15 protein-coding genes are annotated in these 17,201 nt (G+C 37.5%); 1 reads left to right on the top strand and 14 read right to left on the bottom strand.

The window, feature by feature from the left end:
* Nucleotides 1-84 precede the first annotated feature (84 nt).
* From ADU73_RS08985 to ADU73_RS08935, 11 genes are all read right to left on the bottom strand, one after another.
* Nucleotides 85-1,152, bottom strand: a complete 1,068-nt coding sequence (locus ADU73_RS08985) for a hypothetical protein (RefSeq protein WP_046870845.1) — start codon at nt 1,150-1,152, stop codon at nt 85-87.
* Nucleotides 1,153-1,410: 258 nt separating this feature from the next.
* Nucleotides 1,411-2,844, bottom strand: a complete 1,434-nt coding sequence (gene ffh / locus ADU73_RS08980; protein WP_062913408.1) for a signal recognition particle protein — start codon at nt 2,842-2,844, stop codon at nt 1,411-1,413.
* A gap of 17 nt (nt 2,845-2,861) precedes the next feature.
* Nucleotides 2,862-3,203, bottom strand: coding sequence for a putative DNA-binding protein (locus tag ADU73_RS08975; protein ID WP_046870843.1), 342 nt, complete (start codon nt 3,201-3,203; stop codon nt 2,862-2,864).
* A gap of 15 nt (nt 3,204-3,218) precedes the next feature.
* Complete coding sequence (gene ftsY / locus ADU73_RS08970; RefSeq protein ID WP_080945484.1) at nt 3,219-4,352, bottom strand: signal recognition particle-docking protein FtsY; 1,134 nt, start codon at nt 4,350-4,352, stop codon at nt 3,219-3,221.
* Between the two features lie 17 nt (nt 4,353-4,369).
* Nucleotides 4,370-7,918, bottom strand: a complete 3,549-nt coding sequence (gene smc, locus ADU73_RS08965; protein WP_062913407.1) for a chromosome segregation protein SMC — start codon at nt 7,916-7,918, stop codon at nt 4,370-4,372.
* Between the two features lie 18 nt (nt 7,919-7,936).
* On the bottom strand, nt 7,937-8,638 hold the full coding sequence (gene rnc / locus ADU73_RS08960; protein WP_046870841.1) for a ribonuclease III: 702 nt from the start codon (nt 8,636-8,638) through the stop codon (nt 7,937-7,939).
* Between the two features lie 124 nt (nt 8,639-8,762).
* Complete coding sequence (gene acpP / locus ADU73_RS08955; protein WP_046870840.1) at nt 8,763-9,011, bottom strand: acyl carrier protein; 249 nt, start codon at nt 9,009-9,011, stop codon at nt 8,763-8,765.
* A 71-nt stretch (nt 9,012-9,082) separates the two neighbouring features.
* Nucleotides 9,083-10,099: a phosphate acyltransferase PlsX gene (plsX, locus tag ADU73_RS08950; protein WP_046870839.1), complete on the bottom strand. Its 1,017-nt coding sequence runs from the start codon at nt 10,097-10,099 to the stop codon at nt 9,083-9,085.
* Nucleotides 10,100-10,121: 22 nt separating this feature from the next.
* Nucleotides 10,122-12,176, bottom strand: a complete 2,055-nt coding sequence (recG, locus tag ADU73_RS08945) for an ATP-dependent DNA helicase RecG (RefSeq protein WP_046870838.1) — start codon at nt 12,174-12,176, stop codon at nt 10,122-10,124.
* A gap of 60 nt (nt 12,177-12,236) precedes the next feature.
* A complete protein-coding gene (locus ADU73_RS08940) occupies nt 12,237-13,910 on the bottom strand; it encodes a DAK2 domain-containing protein (RefSeq protein WP_100078187.1) in 1,674 nt (557 codons plus the stop codon).
* 39 nt (nt 13,911-13,949) lie between these two features.
* The gene (locus ADU73_RS08935) at nt 13,950-14,312 is read right to left on the bottom strand and encodes an Asp23/Gls24 family envelope stress response protein (protein ID WP_046870837.1); all 363 of its coding nucleotides are present in this window, start codon (nt 14,310-14,312) and stop codon (nt 13,950-13,952) included.
* Between the two features lie 417 nt (nt 14,313-14,729).
* On the opposite strand from ADU73_RS08935, the gene rpmB reads away from it, so the two are divergent.
* The gene (gene rpmB, locus ADU73_RS08930; protein ID WP_046870836.1) at nt 14,730-14,915 is read left to right on the top strand and encodes a 50S ribosomal protein L28; all 186 of its coding nucleotides are present in this window, start codon (nt 14,730-14,732) and stop codon (nt 14,913-14,915) included.
* 51 nt (nt 14,916-14,966) lie between these two features.
* Here the strand turns inward: rpmB and ADU73_RS08925 are convergent, their stop codons facing one another.
* From ADU73_RS08925 to rsgA, 3 genes are read right to left on the bottom strand one after another with little or no spacing between them, the layout of a single operon-like run.
* Nucleotides 14,967-15,611, bottom strand: coding sequence for a thiamine diphosphokinase (locus ADU73_RS08925; protein WP_046872162.1), 645 nt, complete (start codon nt 15,609-15,611; stop codon nt 14,967-14,969).
* Nucleotides 15,611-16,267: a ribulose-phosphate 3-epimerase gene (gene rpe / locus ADU73_RS08920; protein ID WP_046872161.1), complete on the bottom strand. Its 657-nt coding sequence runs from the start codon at nt 16,265-16,267 to the stop codon at nt 15,611-15,613. Before rpe ends, ADU73_RS08925 begins: the two co-directional genes overlap by 1 nt.
* Nucleotides 16,268-16,269: 2 nt before the next feature.
* Complete coding sequence (gene rsgA, locus ADU73_RS08915; protein WP_046872160.1) at nt 16,270-17,187, bottom strand: ribosome small subunit-dependent GTPase A; 918 nt, start codon at nt 17,185-17,187, stop codon at nt 16,270-16,272.
* Nucleotides 17,188-17,201 lie beyond the last annotated feature (14 nt).

Genomic DNA, 17,201 nt, shown 5'->3' with positions numbered 1-17,201 from the left:
GCACCGTAAAAATAAGCCGATCCCCAAATTATGGAGATCGACTTTTTAAATTTTTGAAACATAACAAAGACGAATCACTCTGAACTAGTCCCAAAACCACCCTAAATCCTCAGCAAACAATCTAAACAATTGCCAAGAAGTTAATCTTGGTGAACTTTCTAAAGGTAACAGTGCTTTTTCAATTGAAAGAGCCGTTTTTCGAACTTTAGGCGAATAACGATCCACATTCAGCCAATAACGATTCCCATGTGTATAGCCTTGAAGCTGATTAATGATTAATAAACTGACCGTTGTCGACTGCGTGGCTAATTTGGACAATAAATAAAATGCTAGTGGATTATCATCAGTAATCGCAGTTATATCTGAAAAATCAACCTTCTCTCCTACTGGACCCGTTGCCAAGAAAGAATCTTGATAACATTTATTTGCTAGTTCAGGATGTTGGTTATTCAGACTAAAAAAACTAGGATCAGACAAAACATCCAATTTACTTAGATTAGATTTTTCCAATTTTAACCAATATTGATGAATAACGGATGGATTCCAGTTAACAATCCACCAATCTAACTCTTGTCTTTTAATAAGCGTTTCTAAATCATTCAATGCCTTATCATTGTTAGCTGACCAGATATCAAGATATTTACCAAAATTATCTTTGTTTGCACTGTTTTGTTCCTGTTGATTTTGTTCCTGATTTTTTTGTAAATTCGTATTTATTTGTTTTACCTCATCGGCAACTTTTTCATTGTTAGTTTTGATATAGAGTTCACTTTGTCCATCGACAGTCACTGCAGCGATAAATTGCTGTTCCAATTCCGTTAGTTTCTGAGTAGTTGCCCATTTAACAATCAGATATAAAGTAACACTTTGTAAAATAAATTCTGCATCAAAATAAGAATGTTTATGTTGTAAAAATTGATAAGCTTGTTGCCATTGAGATTTGGTTAAATTTGGAAAATCGGTTTCTATTAAACGCATGATTTCTCGATGACCTTTTAAAACGCTGTGATCTGAAACTAAATCACTTACAGGGTCAGCCTTAAATGAATCTTGAATTGTCTTATGCATTGCTACACTTAATTCAGATTTAGATTCTAATTTCGGATAAAAAGCTTCTGGTTTAATTATGAAAGAAGAATTTTTTTGTTTCACAACTATTTCCTCAATTTCTTTAGGCTTATTTTACAAAAAATAGACAGAATACAAAAAAGTATTTGAATAATGTACGAGCCCCATAGATCCATCCAAATACTTTTATATGCTTATACCTATTAGAATAGCGATTCTAATATAAAATTACCATGGTTCCTTAATTAAATAAATTTATCTGAAAGCAACTTTTAGAAGTCGCTTTTTTCATTTTGCATGTTAGTCAAGAAGTGAGTTCAAATGAACAAAAGCCACGATAAATCACTTGTTTCGTTTATTCTTCTTCATCCGTTTCTTCTTACGTTTCTTACCTTTACGAACCATAGAATTCATGGCGAGCTTAGAGAGACGGCCACTTACGCCTTTACCCAGCATGCCTTCCATACCATTGAAGTTACCTTTGCTCATTTGGTTCATCATTTTCTTCATTTGACCAAACTGTTTGATCATTCGATTAACTTCAACAACTGGTCTACCAGAACCACCTGCAATTCGACGACGACGACTTGGGTTTAATAAATCAGGATCTTCCCGTTCAGCCGGTGTCATTGACATTACAATGGCCTTCATATGAGACATATCTTTAGGATCAATATTGACATTCTTCATAGCGGGATTATTGGCCATCCTTGGAATCATTTTCATGATATCTTCCATGGAGCCCATATTCTGCATTTGATCCATTTGATCGACGAAATCATTAAAATCAAAACTATTTTCCCGAATTTTTTCGGTCATGTCTTGAGCTTGTTTGTCATCGTATTCTTTTTGCGTCTTTTCAATCAGGGTAAGCATATCGCCCATCCCTAAGATTCGAGAAGCCATACGATCAGGATGGAAAACATCTAAGTCTTTCATCTTTTCGCCTTGTCCAATAAACTTAATTGGTTTACCGGTTACGGCCCGAATCGAGAGTGCAGCACCACCACGAGTGTCGCCATCTAACTTGGTCAAAACAATCCCGGTTACGTCTAATTGATTATTAAATCCTTCAGCCGTATTTACCGCATTTTGTCCCGTCATGGCATCGACAACTAACAAAATTTCATTTGGATGCGCTAAATCTTTGATTCGCGAAAGCTCATCCATTAATTTTTCATCAATTTGTAAACGACCGGCTGTATCAATAATGACATAGTCGTTGTTTTCTTCTTGAGCCTTTTGCAAACCTTGGCGCACAATTTCGACTGGATCAACATCCGTCCCTAATTGAAAAACAGGAACATCAATTTGTTGGCCAACCTGAACTAATTGATCAATCGCAGCAGGACGATAAACATCCCCCGCAATCATCAGCGGCCGTGCCTTTTGTTCATTTTTTAACTTTAAGGCTAATTTCCCGGCAGTAGTTGTTTTCCCGGCTCCTTGTAGCCCGACCATCATAATAATTGTTGGAATCTTTGGAGATTTGTTTAAGCCAACGGCACTATCGCCCATGACCTTAACCAATTCATCATTAACGATTTTGACAATCTGCTGCGTTGGATTCAAGCCATCTAAAACATCAGCTCCGATTGCTTTATCACGGACTGTTTTAACGAAGTTTTTAACAACTGTAAAATTAACATCAGCATCTAATAAGGCAAGCCGAATTTCACGCATTGCGCTCTTTAAATCTGATTCAGAAATTTTACCCTTTTTCCTTAATTTACTGAAAGCATTTTGAAGTCGTTCTGTTAAGCTTTCAAAAGCCATAGGTTAATCCCTACCTTTCATTCTGCTTCAATTGATTCTAAATTATCAATCAATTTTAGAAGTGTTTCATCTTGTGGATAATTTTTTTTGACATAGTTAGTTAAGCGGTCCGTTTGATGATTACGCGTTAAAAAATCACCATAAATATGCAATTTTTCTTCGTAATCCTCAAGAATCTGGACCGTCCTCTTAATATTATCATACACTGCTTGCCGACTCACGGCGTAATTTTCTGCAATTTCACCTAGTGAATAATCATCTGCATAATAAAGTTGCATGTAATTACTCTGTTTTTTGGTTAGTAAGGACCCATAAAATTCAAAAAGGAAGTTTATGCGATTGTTTTTTTCTATTTCCATTTAATCACACCACTCCTATTTGCTTGTCTCCAAAAAATCACTAAACAAACCATCGACAAAATCTTTTGGTGAAAATGGACTTAGATCATCCACCTGTTCGCCCAATCCAACGTACTTAACGGAAAGATGTAACTGATTCCGAATGGCCAGTACGATTCCACCTTTGGCTGTTCCATCCAATTTTGTAAGAATAATTCCAGTAACTTCCGTGGTTTCTTTGAAAACCTTGGCTTGATTCATGGCATTTTGACCCGTTGTGGCATCCAAAACTAACAAAATTTCTTGAGGAGCATGCGGAATTTCACGCGTAATCACACGCCGCATCTTATCCAGCTCGTTCATCAGATTAACTTTGTTTTGTAAACGTCCAGCGGTATCAACCAAAACCAAATCATAGTTTTCTTTTTTAGCCTTTTGAACCGCATCAAACACAACGGCCGCTGGATCACTCTTTTCGGGACCAGCAACTACGGGAACGCCATCACGTTTACCCCATTCTTGTAATTGTTCAATGGCACCAGCTCGGAAAGTATCACAAGCAGCCAATAGCACTTTTTTACCCCGCTTCTTAAACCGATTTGCGAGTTTACCAATGCTAGTCGTTTTACCAACCCCGTTGACTCCCACAAATAAGAAAACACTGGGACCTTCTGTGGCAAAAACCAGATGATTATCTTCAGTTGTTCCATTTCGTGTATAAAGCGAAACTAGCTTAGAAACAATCAAGTTTGAAATTACTTTTTGGTCTGTGACATGTTTGGATTCAATTTCTTCCCGAACTTCATCACTAATTTGGACCGCAGTTTCAAAACCAACATCGGCACCAATTAAAGTTTCCTCAAGATCATCATAAAAATCATCATCAACACCGCTAAAGTTAACAAAAAGGTCTGCTAATTTTTGTCCAAACGTGCGCCGAGATTTTTCGAGCCCCCGATTATAGCGATCAACCTCTTTATTTTGTTCTGTTGTCGCAGCTTGTGGATTGATTGGGACTTCTGGTGCTTTTTCTTCAACTGGTGCATCACTTTTTTCTTCCGCTGGTTTTTCAGCAACTGGTTTTTCTTTTGCTTGTTTTGCCAATGCTTGCTGTTCTTCTAGTGCTTGTTGTTCTAATTTCTTTTTCTTTCTTCGACCGAATATACTCATTGTGTTTTAGTTTCCTTTCATGAAAGATCTTCAAGAGACACAGAAGCCATCTTTGAAACGCCTGATTCCTGCATGGTTACCCCATACAAGACGTCGCATTCTACCATTGTACCCTTTCGATGGGTAATCACAACAAATTGCGTTTGTTGCTGGAAGTTGCGAAGATAATCAGCAAATCGACTAACATTAGCATCATCAAATGCGGCCTCAACTTCATCCAAAATACAAAATGGCACTGGTTTAACTTCTAAAATTGAAAAAAGTAAGGTAATTGCGGTCAAAGCCCGTTCTCCACCTGAAAGCAAACTCAAACGTTGGAACTTTTTGCCAGGCGGTTGTGCCTTAATTTCCAATCCTGTTGTTAGCAGATGCTCTGGATCCGTCAACTCCAGCTTGGCTTTACCACCGCCAAACATTCTGACAAACACCTTTGAAAATGAAGCTGAAACTTGATCAAAAGTGGTTTTAAACCGTGTGGCTGCTTCCGTGTCAATTTCATTAATGGTTTCCAATAATTGCTTTTGTGAAGTCATCAAATCATCTTTTTGTTCTGTTAAAAATTGGTGGCGGGTTGAAACACGTTGATACTCATCAATTGCACCCACATTCACATCACCAATTTCATCTAATCCCTTTTTGATAAGTTTTAATTGACGTTCTAGATCCTGCTGATCAATATCTAGCCTATCTTTTTTAGCCAATTCAAAACTTAGTTGGTATTTTTCACTTAAATCGTTCAATGCATGATCAACCTGCTCACTAACACGAGTTTGCTTAACCTTTATATCCTGCAAATCATCGCTTGCAACCGAATTTAGTTCTTGGACTCTTTGAAGGCCCGTTTCTTTTTGGGCCAACGTTTGTTCAAGAGTTTCAAAACTAGCCTGTTGTTTGCTTAATTCTTTCTTCAAGTTTTCAATATGTTGTTGATCACTTGCAAGCTCTTCTTGGGTTGTCTGACTTTTCGATCCTTGAACCCTTTGTTGCTTTTGTAAATCTAATTGTCGATTCTTGGCATCTAAAACCAATTGTTGGAGGCTCTTAATTTTCTGGTCACGCTCACTTAAAATTGTCTTGCCCTGCGTTAATTGAGCTTGGACAGTCGCTAGTTGCTCTCTAAGTTGCGTAATTGATTGTTGATTCGCATTTTGTGTCTGTCGTAATTGCGTAAGATCTGCCTTTTGTGTGTCCGTTTTTGTCGTAATTACAGTTAACTCATCGTTAAGCGATTTTTCCTGATCTGCTAAATTCGTTGACTGGCTTTCAAACGTATTCTTATAGTCACCTTTTTGGTTAAACTCATAGCTGACTGCATCAATTCGCCGATTAAGTTCCTTCACTTGGTTGGCAATCATCTCAAGTTGCCTTTGGGCATCCTTATACTGATCATTTGCAGTATTAAACTGTTGTCTAAGTTCGCTACCCTTAGTTTCCGCAGCGGTCATTTTTTGTTTAAGGTCCTGCACCAATTCCTCGCGATTTTCGAGTTCAGATTTCATTTGAGAAACCTGTTTACTTAAATCATTACGTTGCTGTTTTTGCGTTAATAATCCAGCTGTTTGATGCCGGTTAACACCACCGGTCATTGAACCAGAAGGATTAATAATTTCACCATTCAAGGTGACAAATCTCAGCCGCGCTGTAAGTTGTTTTGATATTTTTGAGGCATGATCTAAATCACTGGCAATTAAAATATTCCCTAGTAAGTATTGCTTAACAACAATTAGGCTTTGATCTGTTTCAACTAAATCTGAAGCAACTCCTTCAAACCCTTCGCTATTTTCAAGCTCTTGGCGAACTTTTGGTGAAATTTGTTTGGCCCGAATTGTGGTTAACGGTAGTAAAGTTACACGACCAGCACGATGCTGCGTCAAATATTGGATGATATTACGAGCATCCTGATCCTTTTTTGTAACTAGCTGTTGCAACTGACTTCCTAAAACTGTTTCAACGGCCTTGGTATACTTTTCTGGAACTTTTAACAAATCCGAAACGACACCAACTAGCCCCTTAAACTGATTCCGATTTTTCAACACACTCTGAACACCTTGATAAAAGCCTCGCAATTCTGTTTCAGAACTACTAAGGGTTTCTAATCGCGTTTTGGCTTGTTGATAAACTTGGATCGCTTGTAACCAACTATCTTGCCCCTGTTTTTGCTGATTTGTAAATTTTTGATAATCGGTTAGTGCTAATTTTAATTGGTCTTCTGCAACTGTAGTTTGTTTCTCTAACTGGGCAACCTTTTTTTGTTGATCAGCATAGCTTTGTTTTAAATCCTGTAACTGCGTCTGCAATTTAACTAAGTCAGCATTGACATGCAATTGTTGCTGACTGTCTTGTTCATAACTCTTCTTCAAATTAGCTTGCTCATTATGAACCTGTGCTAATTGTTGCATTTTCTCAATATATGACGCCTGTAACTGGTCAATTTTTTCTTGAGCATCCTGCTGACGTTGCTGCATTTCTTTTTCTGAAAGTTTGGCTAATTGTTTCTTTAAATTACCAACTGTCTTTTGATAGTCGCTAACTTTTTTCTCTAATTGTTGTTTCTGATCCTGATTTTTTTCTAGTTCTTGTTCATTTTTTTTAACTGACTGGCCTAGTTCTGCAACTTGTTGCTGTTGATACTTATTTTTTTCTGAATCAACATTTTGTTGTCCTGCTAAATTTTCATACTTTTTGGTTGTTTCAAGTAAGTCAGCCTGCAATTGATCTTTTTCTTTTTCTGAAACTTGCCGTTGATCTTTAAGATTTGTAACCGCAGCATTCAATTCTTTCTTTTGACTACTATACTGGGTGACCAATCGATTAGCTTCATCAATATCTGCTTGGGTAGTATTACTTTGCGTTTGTAATTTGTCAATCAAATTTACTAAACGCGTTTTATCCAGCTGATCAAATTGCTTTTTTTGATCCAAATAATCTTGTGCTAAACTACTTTGCTCTTCCAAAGGTTCAATTTGAGAGTGCAATTCTGCAATTAAATCACTAACCCGATCTAAATTATCATTCGTTTTTGTTAGTTCTTGTTCAGCTTTTTGCTTATCTTGTTTATACGCCAAAACACCGGCAACTTCTTCAATGATTGTGCGCCGGTCTTCTGGTTTACTATTAAAAATTGATTCAACTCTACCTTGAGAAATCACTGAAAATGAGTCTCTTCCGAGGCCAGTATCAATAAAAAGATTCAAGACATCCTTTAAACGACACTCATTTTGATTAATCAAATACTGACTGTCACCATTTCGAAACAGCTTTCGTGTGACACTGACTTCCGTAAAATCTGTTTTCAAAAAATGATCAGAATTATCGAATGTAATGGTCACTGCAGCTCGATTTAAAGGTTTACGATTTTGTGAACCAGCAAAAATAACGTCTGGCATTTTACCACCACGAAGGCTTTTGGCAGACTGTTCACCCATGACCCATCGGATAGCTTCAATAATATTACTCTTTCCACTGCCATTAGGACCCACAATGCCAGTGATTCCATCTTCAAAATTAATTGTTGTTTTATCAGCAAAGGATTTAAAGCCGCTGATCTGTAAGGCCTTAAGTTTCATGAACACCAAGCTCCCAATCTAAACATTTTTGACGCGTAATGCTTGTAAAGCATCCTTTGCAGCAGCTTGTTCCGCAATTTTCTTTGATTTTCCAGTGCCAACCCCAAGTTTTCGTTTATCATCAAAAACGGCCACTTCAAAATCAAGCTCATTATCAGGGCCAGCCTCATTTAAAAGATCATAATGAATTAAGGCATCCCCATCGCGTTGCAGCACCTCTTGCAAGTTGGTCTTGTAATCAATCACATGGTCAAATGCTCCAGTGTCTAACTTAGGGAATATAACCGTATGCACAAATTTCTCAACTGCTGGTCGCCCTTGATCAAGATATAAAGCCCCAACAAATGATTCAAAAATATCACAAAGAAGTGAAGAACGGTTGCGTGCGCCACCCTTTTCCTCACCCTTACCAAGACGGATGTATTGATCAAAATGGCATTCCCGAGCAAACTGACTGAAGCTTGTTTCACAAACCATTGCCGCTCTGAGGCGAGTTAATTTTCCTTGTGGCATTTCTGGATAACGTTTAAAAATATATTCTGACACAATTAATTGCAAAACTGCATCACCTAAAAACTCGATTCGTTCATAAAATTTCAATCCTTGATTAGGATGCTCATTTACATACGAAGCTTGAGTTAGTGCTTCATCCAAAAGACTCTCATCATTAAATTCAATTTGAAAATTTTTCTTTAGTTCCGCATCGATTGATTTTTTCATTTCACCCATCCTCTCTAAAATCCTTACCCTAATAGTATATCGTTTTTCGACGAAACTGCCTACTACTGGATCAATATACAAGTTGAGACCAGAACAAATTGTTCCAGCCTCAATTTATAAAAACTTATTTACTTTTTTGATTGGCAGTAATGAAATCAACGGCCTGACCGACTGTAGAAAGCTTTTCAGCATCCTCATCGGAAATCTCAGCACCAAATGCATCTTCTAATTCAAGCACAAATTCCACGATATCAATAGAATCTGCATTCAAATCTGTTTTAAAATTCAAGTCGTTCGTTACTTTTGCCTTATCAACATCAAAATGATCAACAATGATGTCAGAAATCTTATTAAATACTTCTTCTTTAGTCATGTGCTACTCCTTAGTCATTTAAATACTCAAATAAGTTTAATGGTTTTCTGACAATTTGTCTACAAAAAACGTTAAATTTCCTTATTTTGCTCACTTCGTGTTGCAAAATAATCTGCTAAGTTTGTAGTCAAGTTTGTGTCTACCATCTGGCGAAGCTGACTTAAGGCATGGTAAATTTGCGTTTCATTGCTTGAGCCGTGCGCTTTAACAACGGGAGCCTTTACTCCCAACAATACTGCCCCACCATGTTTTGAATAATCCATTTTATCTTGGACAACTTTAAATACAGGTTTTAACATTAAGCCACCTAATTTACCCTGCACACCAGAGTCTAAAATACTGTGCTTAATTAATTTTAACAGTGATAATGCCGTTCCTTCCGTATTTTTCAAAACAGCATTACCAGTAAAACCATCCGTAACTACCACATCCGCAGTTCCGTTCAATAATTCTCGTGACTCAATGTTACCAACAAAATTCAAATTAGAATCCTTGGCAAGGGCCTGGTAAGTTTCTTTATGAAGTGTATCGCCTTTGTCTTCTTCCGCACCATTATTTAATAATGCGATTCTTGGATTAGTAATCCCGGCAACGTTACTACTGTAAAAGTTACCCAAGATTGCAAATTGCTGTAAGTTTTTAACTTTACTTTCGGCGTTGGCACCCACATCCAACATTGTGAATGAATCTTGTGGCCCTGCTAGAGAAGGTAAAGTTGTTGTCATTCCGGGGCGGTCGATCCCCTTAATTCGGCCAATAATAAATAAACTTGCAGCCAGAAGAGCTCCTGTATTGCCGGCCGAAAAAAGGGCATCCGTTTTTCCATCTTTAACCGACTGCGCTGCTAAAACAAGTGAAGATGTTTTCTTCTGGCGAACTGCGCGAACAGGTTCGTCACCCATCTCAATTTCAGAATCTGTGTGCACAATAGTAATTCGTTCGCCATTTTTCAAGTATTTCCTTATTTGATCTTCTTTACCAAATAAAATAAACTTGGTATCTGCAAATTCATCTCTTGCCAATTCAACTCCTTGAACAACTTTTTCAGGAGCGTAATCGCCACCCATTGCATCAACTGCTAATTTCATCTACTATCCCTCTTTTATATTTTTAATCAAAGTTTGCATTTCTTTTCATTACAATTTCTAAATATTCATTCAAATACTCAAACTCCGGTACAGTCTGCCATTTTTCTGTATGCACAATTTTGCTAGCTTCCAATTGAGCGGTTTGCAAGGCACCAATATCAACGATTGGATCACCGATACGAAACTCAGGGACTCCCGATTGTTTATTTCCAAAAACATCACCAGAACCACGTAACTGAAGATCTGCTTCCGATATCTTAAACCCATCATTGGACTGTGTCATAATCTTCATCCGCTTAATCCCTGTTTCATTTTTAGGATCTGCCACCAATATACAGTAAGCCTGATCCTGACCACGACCAACTCGTCCACGTAATTGATGAAGCTGCGCCAGTCCAAATCGATCAGCGTCATAAATAATCATCACTGTGACGTTGGGGACATCCACACCAACCTCAATTACAGTTGTAGAAACCAATAGCTGAAATTGATTATCTTTAAATTGCTGCATGATTTCATCTTTTTCATCTGACTTCATGCGGCCATGAAGCAGTCCAACTTTATATTTCGGACTAAATACTTCTTGCAATTGCTCATACAGTGCCACTGCATTTTTTAAATCTAAAGTTTCAGATTCCTCGATTAAGGGCGTTACAACAAACGCTTGGTGTCCAGCTTCAAACTGCCGTTTAACAAAATCTAACATGCCATTTACATTATTGCTTTTAACCCAGCTTGTCAAAACTGGTTTCCGTCCTTTTGGCATTTGATCAATAATCGATACATCCATCTCTCCATATGATGTAATGGCTAGGGTTCGTGGAATTGGCGTTGCCGTCATAGCTAAGACATCCGCATTCATTCCCTTTTTGCGGAGAGCTTCACGTTGTTTTACCCCAAAACGATGTTGTTCATCAATCACTACTAATCCTAAATTTTTAAAAACTACATCATCTTGAATTAATGCATGTGTCCCAATTAACAGATTAATGTCACCATGTTCAATCCCATGTAACAAAGCTTTGCGTTGCTTAGATTTCGAACCAGAAGCACCCGTCAGCAAGCCAATATTAACGTCTGTGCCTTCGAAAATCTTTGTTAAGTTATTTGCATGCTGTTCCGCTAAAATCTCTGTAGGAGCCATTAAAGCTGTCTGATAACCAGCTGTAATAGCTGCGTACATAATAATGGCTGCCACAATGGTCTTCCCACTCCCAACATCTCCTTGTAAGAGGCGATTCATTCTAATGGGGCGTTTGAGATCATAACAAATTTCATTAACTACCCGTTTTTGCGCATCTGTTAGCTCATAAGGAAGTTTAGCAACAAAAGCCTTAATTTTCCCAATATCATACGCAATTGCGGTTCCATTATCAACCTGATCTCGTCGTTTAAGCAATTGTAATTCCATTTGAAAAATAAAAAATTCTTCGAAAGTAGCCGTTCGTCGGGCGATCTTTGCAGCCTTAACATCCTTAGGAAAATGTAAGTCATGAATCATCGTGCGCCGATCAATCAATCGATACTTTTTAACTAACGTCTGTGGTATCAACGTTTTTATTTGATCATTGTAAAGATCAAATGTCTGAGTTACTAATTTTTTTATTGTATTCTGACGAATATGTTGATTAGCCGGATAAATAGCCTCAATATTTGCGGAATCCGAAGTTGAAAAAGGCAACAGTTTCATCCCCGTTAAACTCCGTCTTCGTGCATCCCATTTACCATATACTGCAAACTTTTCGTTCATGACTAATTGCTTTTTTAACCATGGTTGATTAAAAAACGTAACCATCACAGATTCTTGATTAGTTAGCAAACGAAAATTAAGGCGATTCTTTTTTCGACCATAGCGGGCCAAGACCGGTTCTGATGCAATGGTACCCTCTAAAGTAACTTTTTGCTGATCAACTAGTTCCGTCATGTTTTGTGGGCGTAAATCTTCATACCGAAACGGAAAATACAATAATAAATCTTCGATTGTATAAATTCCCAGTTCATTTAATGCTTTGGCACGTTGCAACCCAACTCCCGGAAGTTTAGTGATGGGAGAAAAAAGGGTATGTTCTTCAGTCATATGTCGACTTCCTAACTACAAAAAGAGGTGGATATAATTCCAGCCTCTTCATTTTTCCAATTATTCAACTGATACGATGAACGGATAAACAGGTTGATCCCCCTCATGGATTTCAATCTCAAGTTCATCATCTAATTTTTGAATCTCACTTTCAAGCTTTTCAGCTTCAGACTTCTTCGTGTCCTCACCATAAATAATTGTAACAATTTCACTATCTTCATCCAACATCAATTTTACCATTTCACTAGCAGCATCAAGCAGATTAGATTTTGAAGTCTCAATTTTACCATCGACAATCCCAATGAAATTGCCCTTTTTAATTTTTTTGCCTTGAACAGTAGTATCGCGAATGGCGGTCGTAACTTCACCGCTTTTAACGGAACTCAAGTTATCTTCCATTGCGTTCACATTACTGTTCAAATCATTTTCTGGGTTAAAGCCCATCAAAGCTGTCATTCCCTGTGAAATATTGCGACTATGCACAATTTGTGCGGGAATATCCGTAACTTGAATGGCCTGTTCAGCGGCCAAAAAGATATTTTTATTGTTCGGTAAAACGATTGCCCGTTTTGCATGAGAATCATTAATCGCAGCAACAATGTCCGCTGTACTTGGATTCATCGTCTGGCCACCATTAATTATATGCGTTACACCAAGGCTGCGGAATAGCTTGTCAACACCCGCTCCGGAGGCAATTGCAATAATTGCTGTCCCCTTTGTGTCTAATGTCTGTTCTGGAACTTCCGTCGACTCATCTTTCTCAATAATCTCTTCTTGTTGTTGACGCATATTGTCAACCTTTACAGTTGCGAGATCACCAAACTGTTGTCCCCAAGCCAAAACTTTTCCGGGATGTTCAGTATGCACATGAACCTTAACAACGTCGTCATCATTAACAACTAATAGGGAATCACCTAATTTTGCCAAATAATTATAGAAAGTATCGTAATCAAACTCTTGTTTAACTTGAAGACCCTTCCCAATTCGAACCATAATTTGAGTACAATAACCGAATTTAATGTCAGCAGGATCAATTTTTCCCTGAACACTTTGATGGTGTTTTGCATCAACCATTTCGTCCATTTGCTCCTCATCAGGTTCATCATCACTTTGTGCACGGCCATTCAAAACATCATCAAATGCTTCAAAAACAAACGTTAAGCCTTGGCCACCTGAATCAACAACGCCGACTTCTTTCAACACTGGTAAAAGATCAGTTGTTTTTTTCAAAGCTTCTTTACCAGCCTTAGTTACAGCATCCATAACCTGGACGATATCGTCCTGTTCCGCAGCTGCTTCTTTACCAGCCTTAGCCGCTTCACGAATCACTGTGAGGATAGTTCCCTCGGTTGGCTTCATAACAGCCTTATAAGCAGTCTGTGCCCCTTCTACAAATGCATCAGCTAAATCTTGAGCAGTGAGGGTTGCTTTATTCTCAACACTTTTAGAAAAACCACGAAAAATTTGGGAAAGAATAACACCAGAATTACCCCGAGCTCCCATTAATAAACCTTTAGCTAATGCCCCTGCCAGTTTACCAACATGTTCACTCGGTTCATCTCTTTCATATTTAGCACCGCTTTCCATTGACAAACTCATATTAGTCCCTGTATCCCCATCTGGAACTGGGAAAACATTTAATGAGTTAATGAAATCTGCATGCTTTTTTAACTTTTGTGCACTTGTTTGGATCATTTGATTAAATTCTTGGTTAGTGATTTCAGTCGTTGCCACTTTCAATTATAAATTCCTCCTTGTTTCAGTCCTTCGTAATTAAGCCCCTAAGACCTTTACACCCTGGACAAAAACATTCACAGAGTTTGCTGAAACACCTAACATTGATTCTAAATTATATTTTACTTTTGATTGAACATTCTTTGAGACTTCGGAAATTTTTGTGCCATAACTTACAATAATATACACATCAATGGCAACCCCATTGTCTTGTTGACGTACAACAACACCTTTAGAATAATTTTCTTTACGTAAAATTTCGTTTAAATTATCACGAATTTGGCTTTTGCTTGCCATGCCAACAACGCCATAATTATCTGTTGCGCCACCGCCTACTACTGTTGCGATCACGTCGTTAGAAACATCAACGGTTCCGTTTTTTGTCTGAATTTTTACAGCCATTAGTAATAGCCTCCTTAAATCAAATCATCGTTTTGATATCAACGATATTTTACCATACTTCAACAAAGCAATAAACGCAACACTCTTTCGGGCAATTGCACCTACTGATTCTCTGAATAGTTGTCCTAAAGCCATTTTAACAAAAATCATAACTTTTCTAAATGGTTACATTTAATTAGATCTCGTCACGCTTGCCTAATCATCAAAAACCGTTTAGAATCAACCAGAATTCATTAAATGGTAATTCTTCTAAAATTAGAATTCAAAATATAATTTAAAAATAGACTGTCAAGTAAATATACTTGAAAGAAAAACATTGCATTCCCTCGGTATCTATGATAAGTTATTTAGGTGAGTTAAAAAGAATTCTATGATATATTATGATATATATAGAAGCGACAAAGGAGGATTTTAAAAATGGCAAAAGACTTTGTCACCGGTCGTCGTACCCACTTTGGCAACACGCGTTCACACGCTTTGAATCATAGTCGCCGAAGCTGGAAACCAAATTTGCATAAGGTCCGCATTCTTGTGGATGGAAAACCAAAACGCGTTTGGGTTTCTGCTCGAGCATTAAAATCAGGCAAAATCAAACGTGCATAAAAAAAGATTGAAGCAATTGCTTCAATCTTTTTTTGTAGTTATAATTTTTGTTTAATTCGCATCATGACTATAAATCACCGCTACCGTACCGCTAGAAAAGCTAAAACTTGCAGTTGATTTCAAAAATTCATTGCTTACGTAAGCCACCGGTAACTGATCAGATTGATTATGTAACTGATATTTTTCATCCGGCAACGTTAGGTTTTCAACCTTTCCTAATGAAACAAATGACAGGTATTTATAATCTGGCAAGACATTAATACAATGCTGACCGGCGTTAAAAAAGTAAATACAATTTTGTCGATCAATTATCTTCACTTGTTCAACATACTGATTAAATTTGGGCTTTAGAAGCATAAAAATATTACTCAATAAATGATCTAAACGGCCACCTGTTGCGCCATACAAATGAACTTCATCTGCGTGCAATTGTTCAAAAGCACTTGCTAATGCTAATTCAGTATCGGTATCATCTTTAACTGGATTTACCTGAATAATTTCAGAACAATTCTTCTTTACTTCTACAAGTTCTTGCACTGTCATTGAATCAAAATCACCGACCGCCAACTGTGGTCTAATATGATTTTTAATTAAAATCAATGCGCCACGATCAACGCCAATCCAACCAGCCTTCTGATTAAATAGATTTTCTGGGTATTGTTGTCTAGGACCACCTGCCAAAATATTAACTTGCATTATTCCGTAGTCCTTGTTTTCAATTTTTTAATTTGTGCAACTGGATCTTCATTATTAAATACATAAGAACCGGCAACCGCAATATCCGCACCAGCTTTATACACGGATGCAACATTCTGGTCAGAAATTCCGCCATCAACTTCAATGGCAAAGTTGTTATCCCCAGTTTGACGTAATTGGTTTAACTGCTGAATTTTTGGAAGCATTTGGGAAATAAATTTTTGACCCCCAAAACCTGGATTAACCGTCATCACTAATACTTGATCAACAATCGGTAAAACCTCGTGAATCATACTGATTGGTGTCCCAGGATTCAATGCAACCTCTGCTTTTACACCATGTTGTTTAATCATCTCTAATGCGCGATAAATATGCGGAGTACTTTCCACGTGAACACCCACAACATCTGCACCCGCTTGACAAAACTGTGTCACAAATCGTTCAGGATTTTCAATCATCAAATGGCAATCTAATGGCATACTGGTAATTGGTCGAATAGCTTCAACCATTCCGGGACCAAAACTTAGATTCGGCACAAATTGACCATCCATCACATCAATATGTAAAAGATCAGCGCCTCCTGACTGGGCAACTTCAATGTCTGGTTTTAAATCAACAAAATTAGCACTTAAAATTGATGGGGCTACTTTAATCATACTTATTTTCCTCTTTTCTTAGTATAACCTTTCCGTTGATAATCAGGTTTTTGTGCTTTAATCGTATTAAAAAATTGAACATAATTATCATAGCGACTTTGCATGATTTCCCCATCCTGAACAGCCTTTTTAACTGCACAATTAGGTTCATTAATATGCAAACATTCACGGAACCGACAGTTTAAACCAATATTTGCAATTTCTGGAAACAAGCCTTTCAAATCTTCTAATTGCATTTCGAATACCGTATAGCTTGAAAAACCCGGTGTGTCCGCAACTAGTCCATTTCCAACAGGGAATAATGCTACTTTTCGAGTGGTATGTTTCCCACGATTTAACGCTGTTGATACCTCACCCGTTTGAAGAGCCAAATTCGGATCAATATGATTAAGTAATGTTGATTTCCCTGCTCCCGTTTGACCCATAAAAATAGTTAATTGATTAGCAAAGTCACTTTCTAATTTTTTAATTGCTTCATCGTCGAAGGCTTGCCAATCTAAATAAACTTCATAACCAATTTTACGATAGCCTGCAACCTTTTCCTCGAAAGCAGGTTGTTGCTTCTCATCAACTAAATCTCCTTTTGTAAAGTAAATAATTGGCTTAATTTGTTTTTCTTCTAATGTTACCAATTGTCGATCTAACAGGTTAGTCGAAAAATCGGGTTGGACACAGGCAGTCACCACAACTGCCTGGTCAATATTTGCCAACGGTGGACGTACCAACTGATTACGTCGTTCATCAATTTTTAAGATGTATCCTTCATTTTCGGCTTGACTTTCAAACTCAACCCAATCGCCAACCAGTGGTGAAATTTTTTGCTTTCTAAAATTTCCACGAGCCCTTGTACGATAGATCTTATTATCAGTTTTAACGTCGTAAAAACCGCTTAGTGATTGAATAATTTGTCCTCTGTGCATTAAAAACCTCTCAA

The organism is Pediococcus damnosus, assembly GCF_001611155.1.
GTDB lineage: Bacteria > Bacillota > Bacilli > Lactobacillales > Lactobacillaceae > Pediococcus > Pediococcus damnosus.
This window is presented reverse-complemented; position numbering and strand designations above follow the sequence as displayed.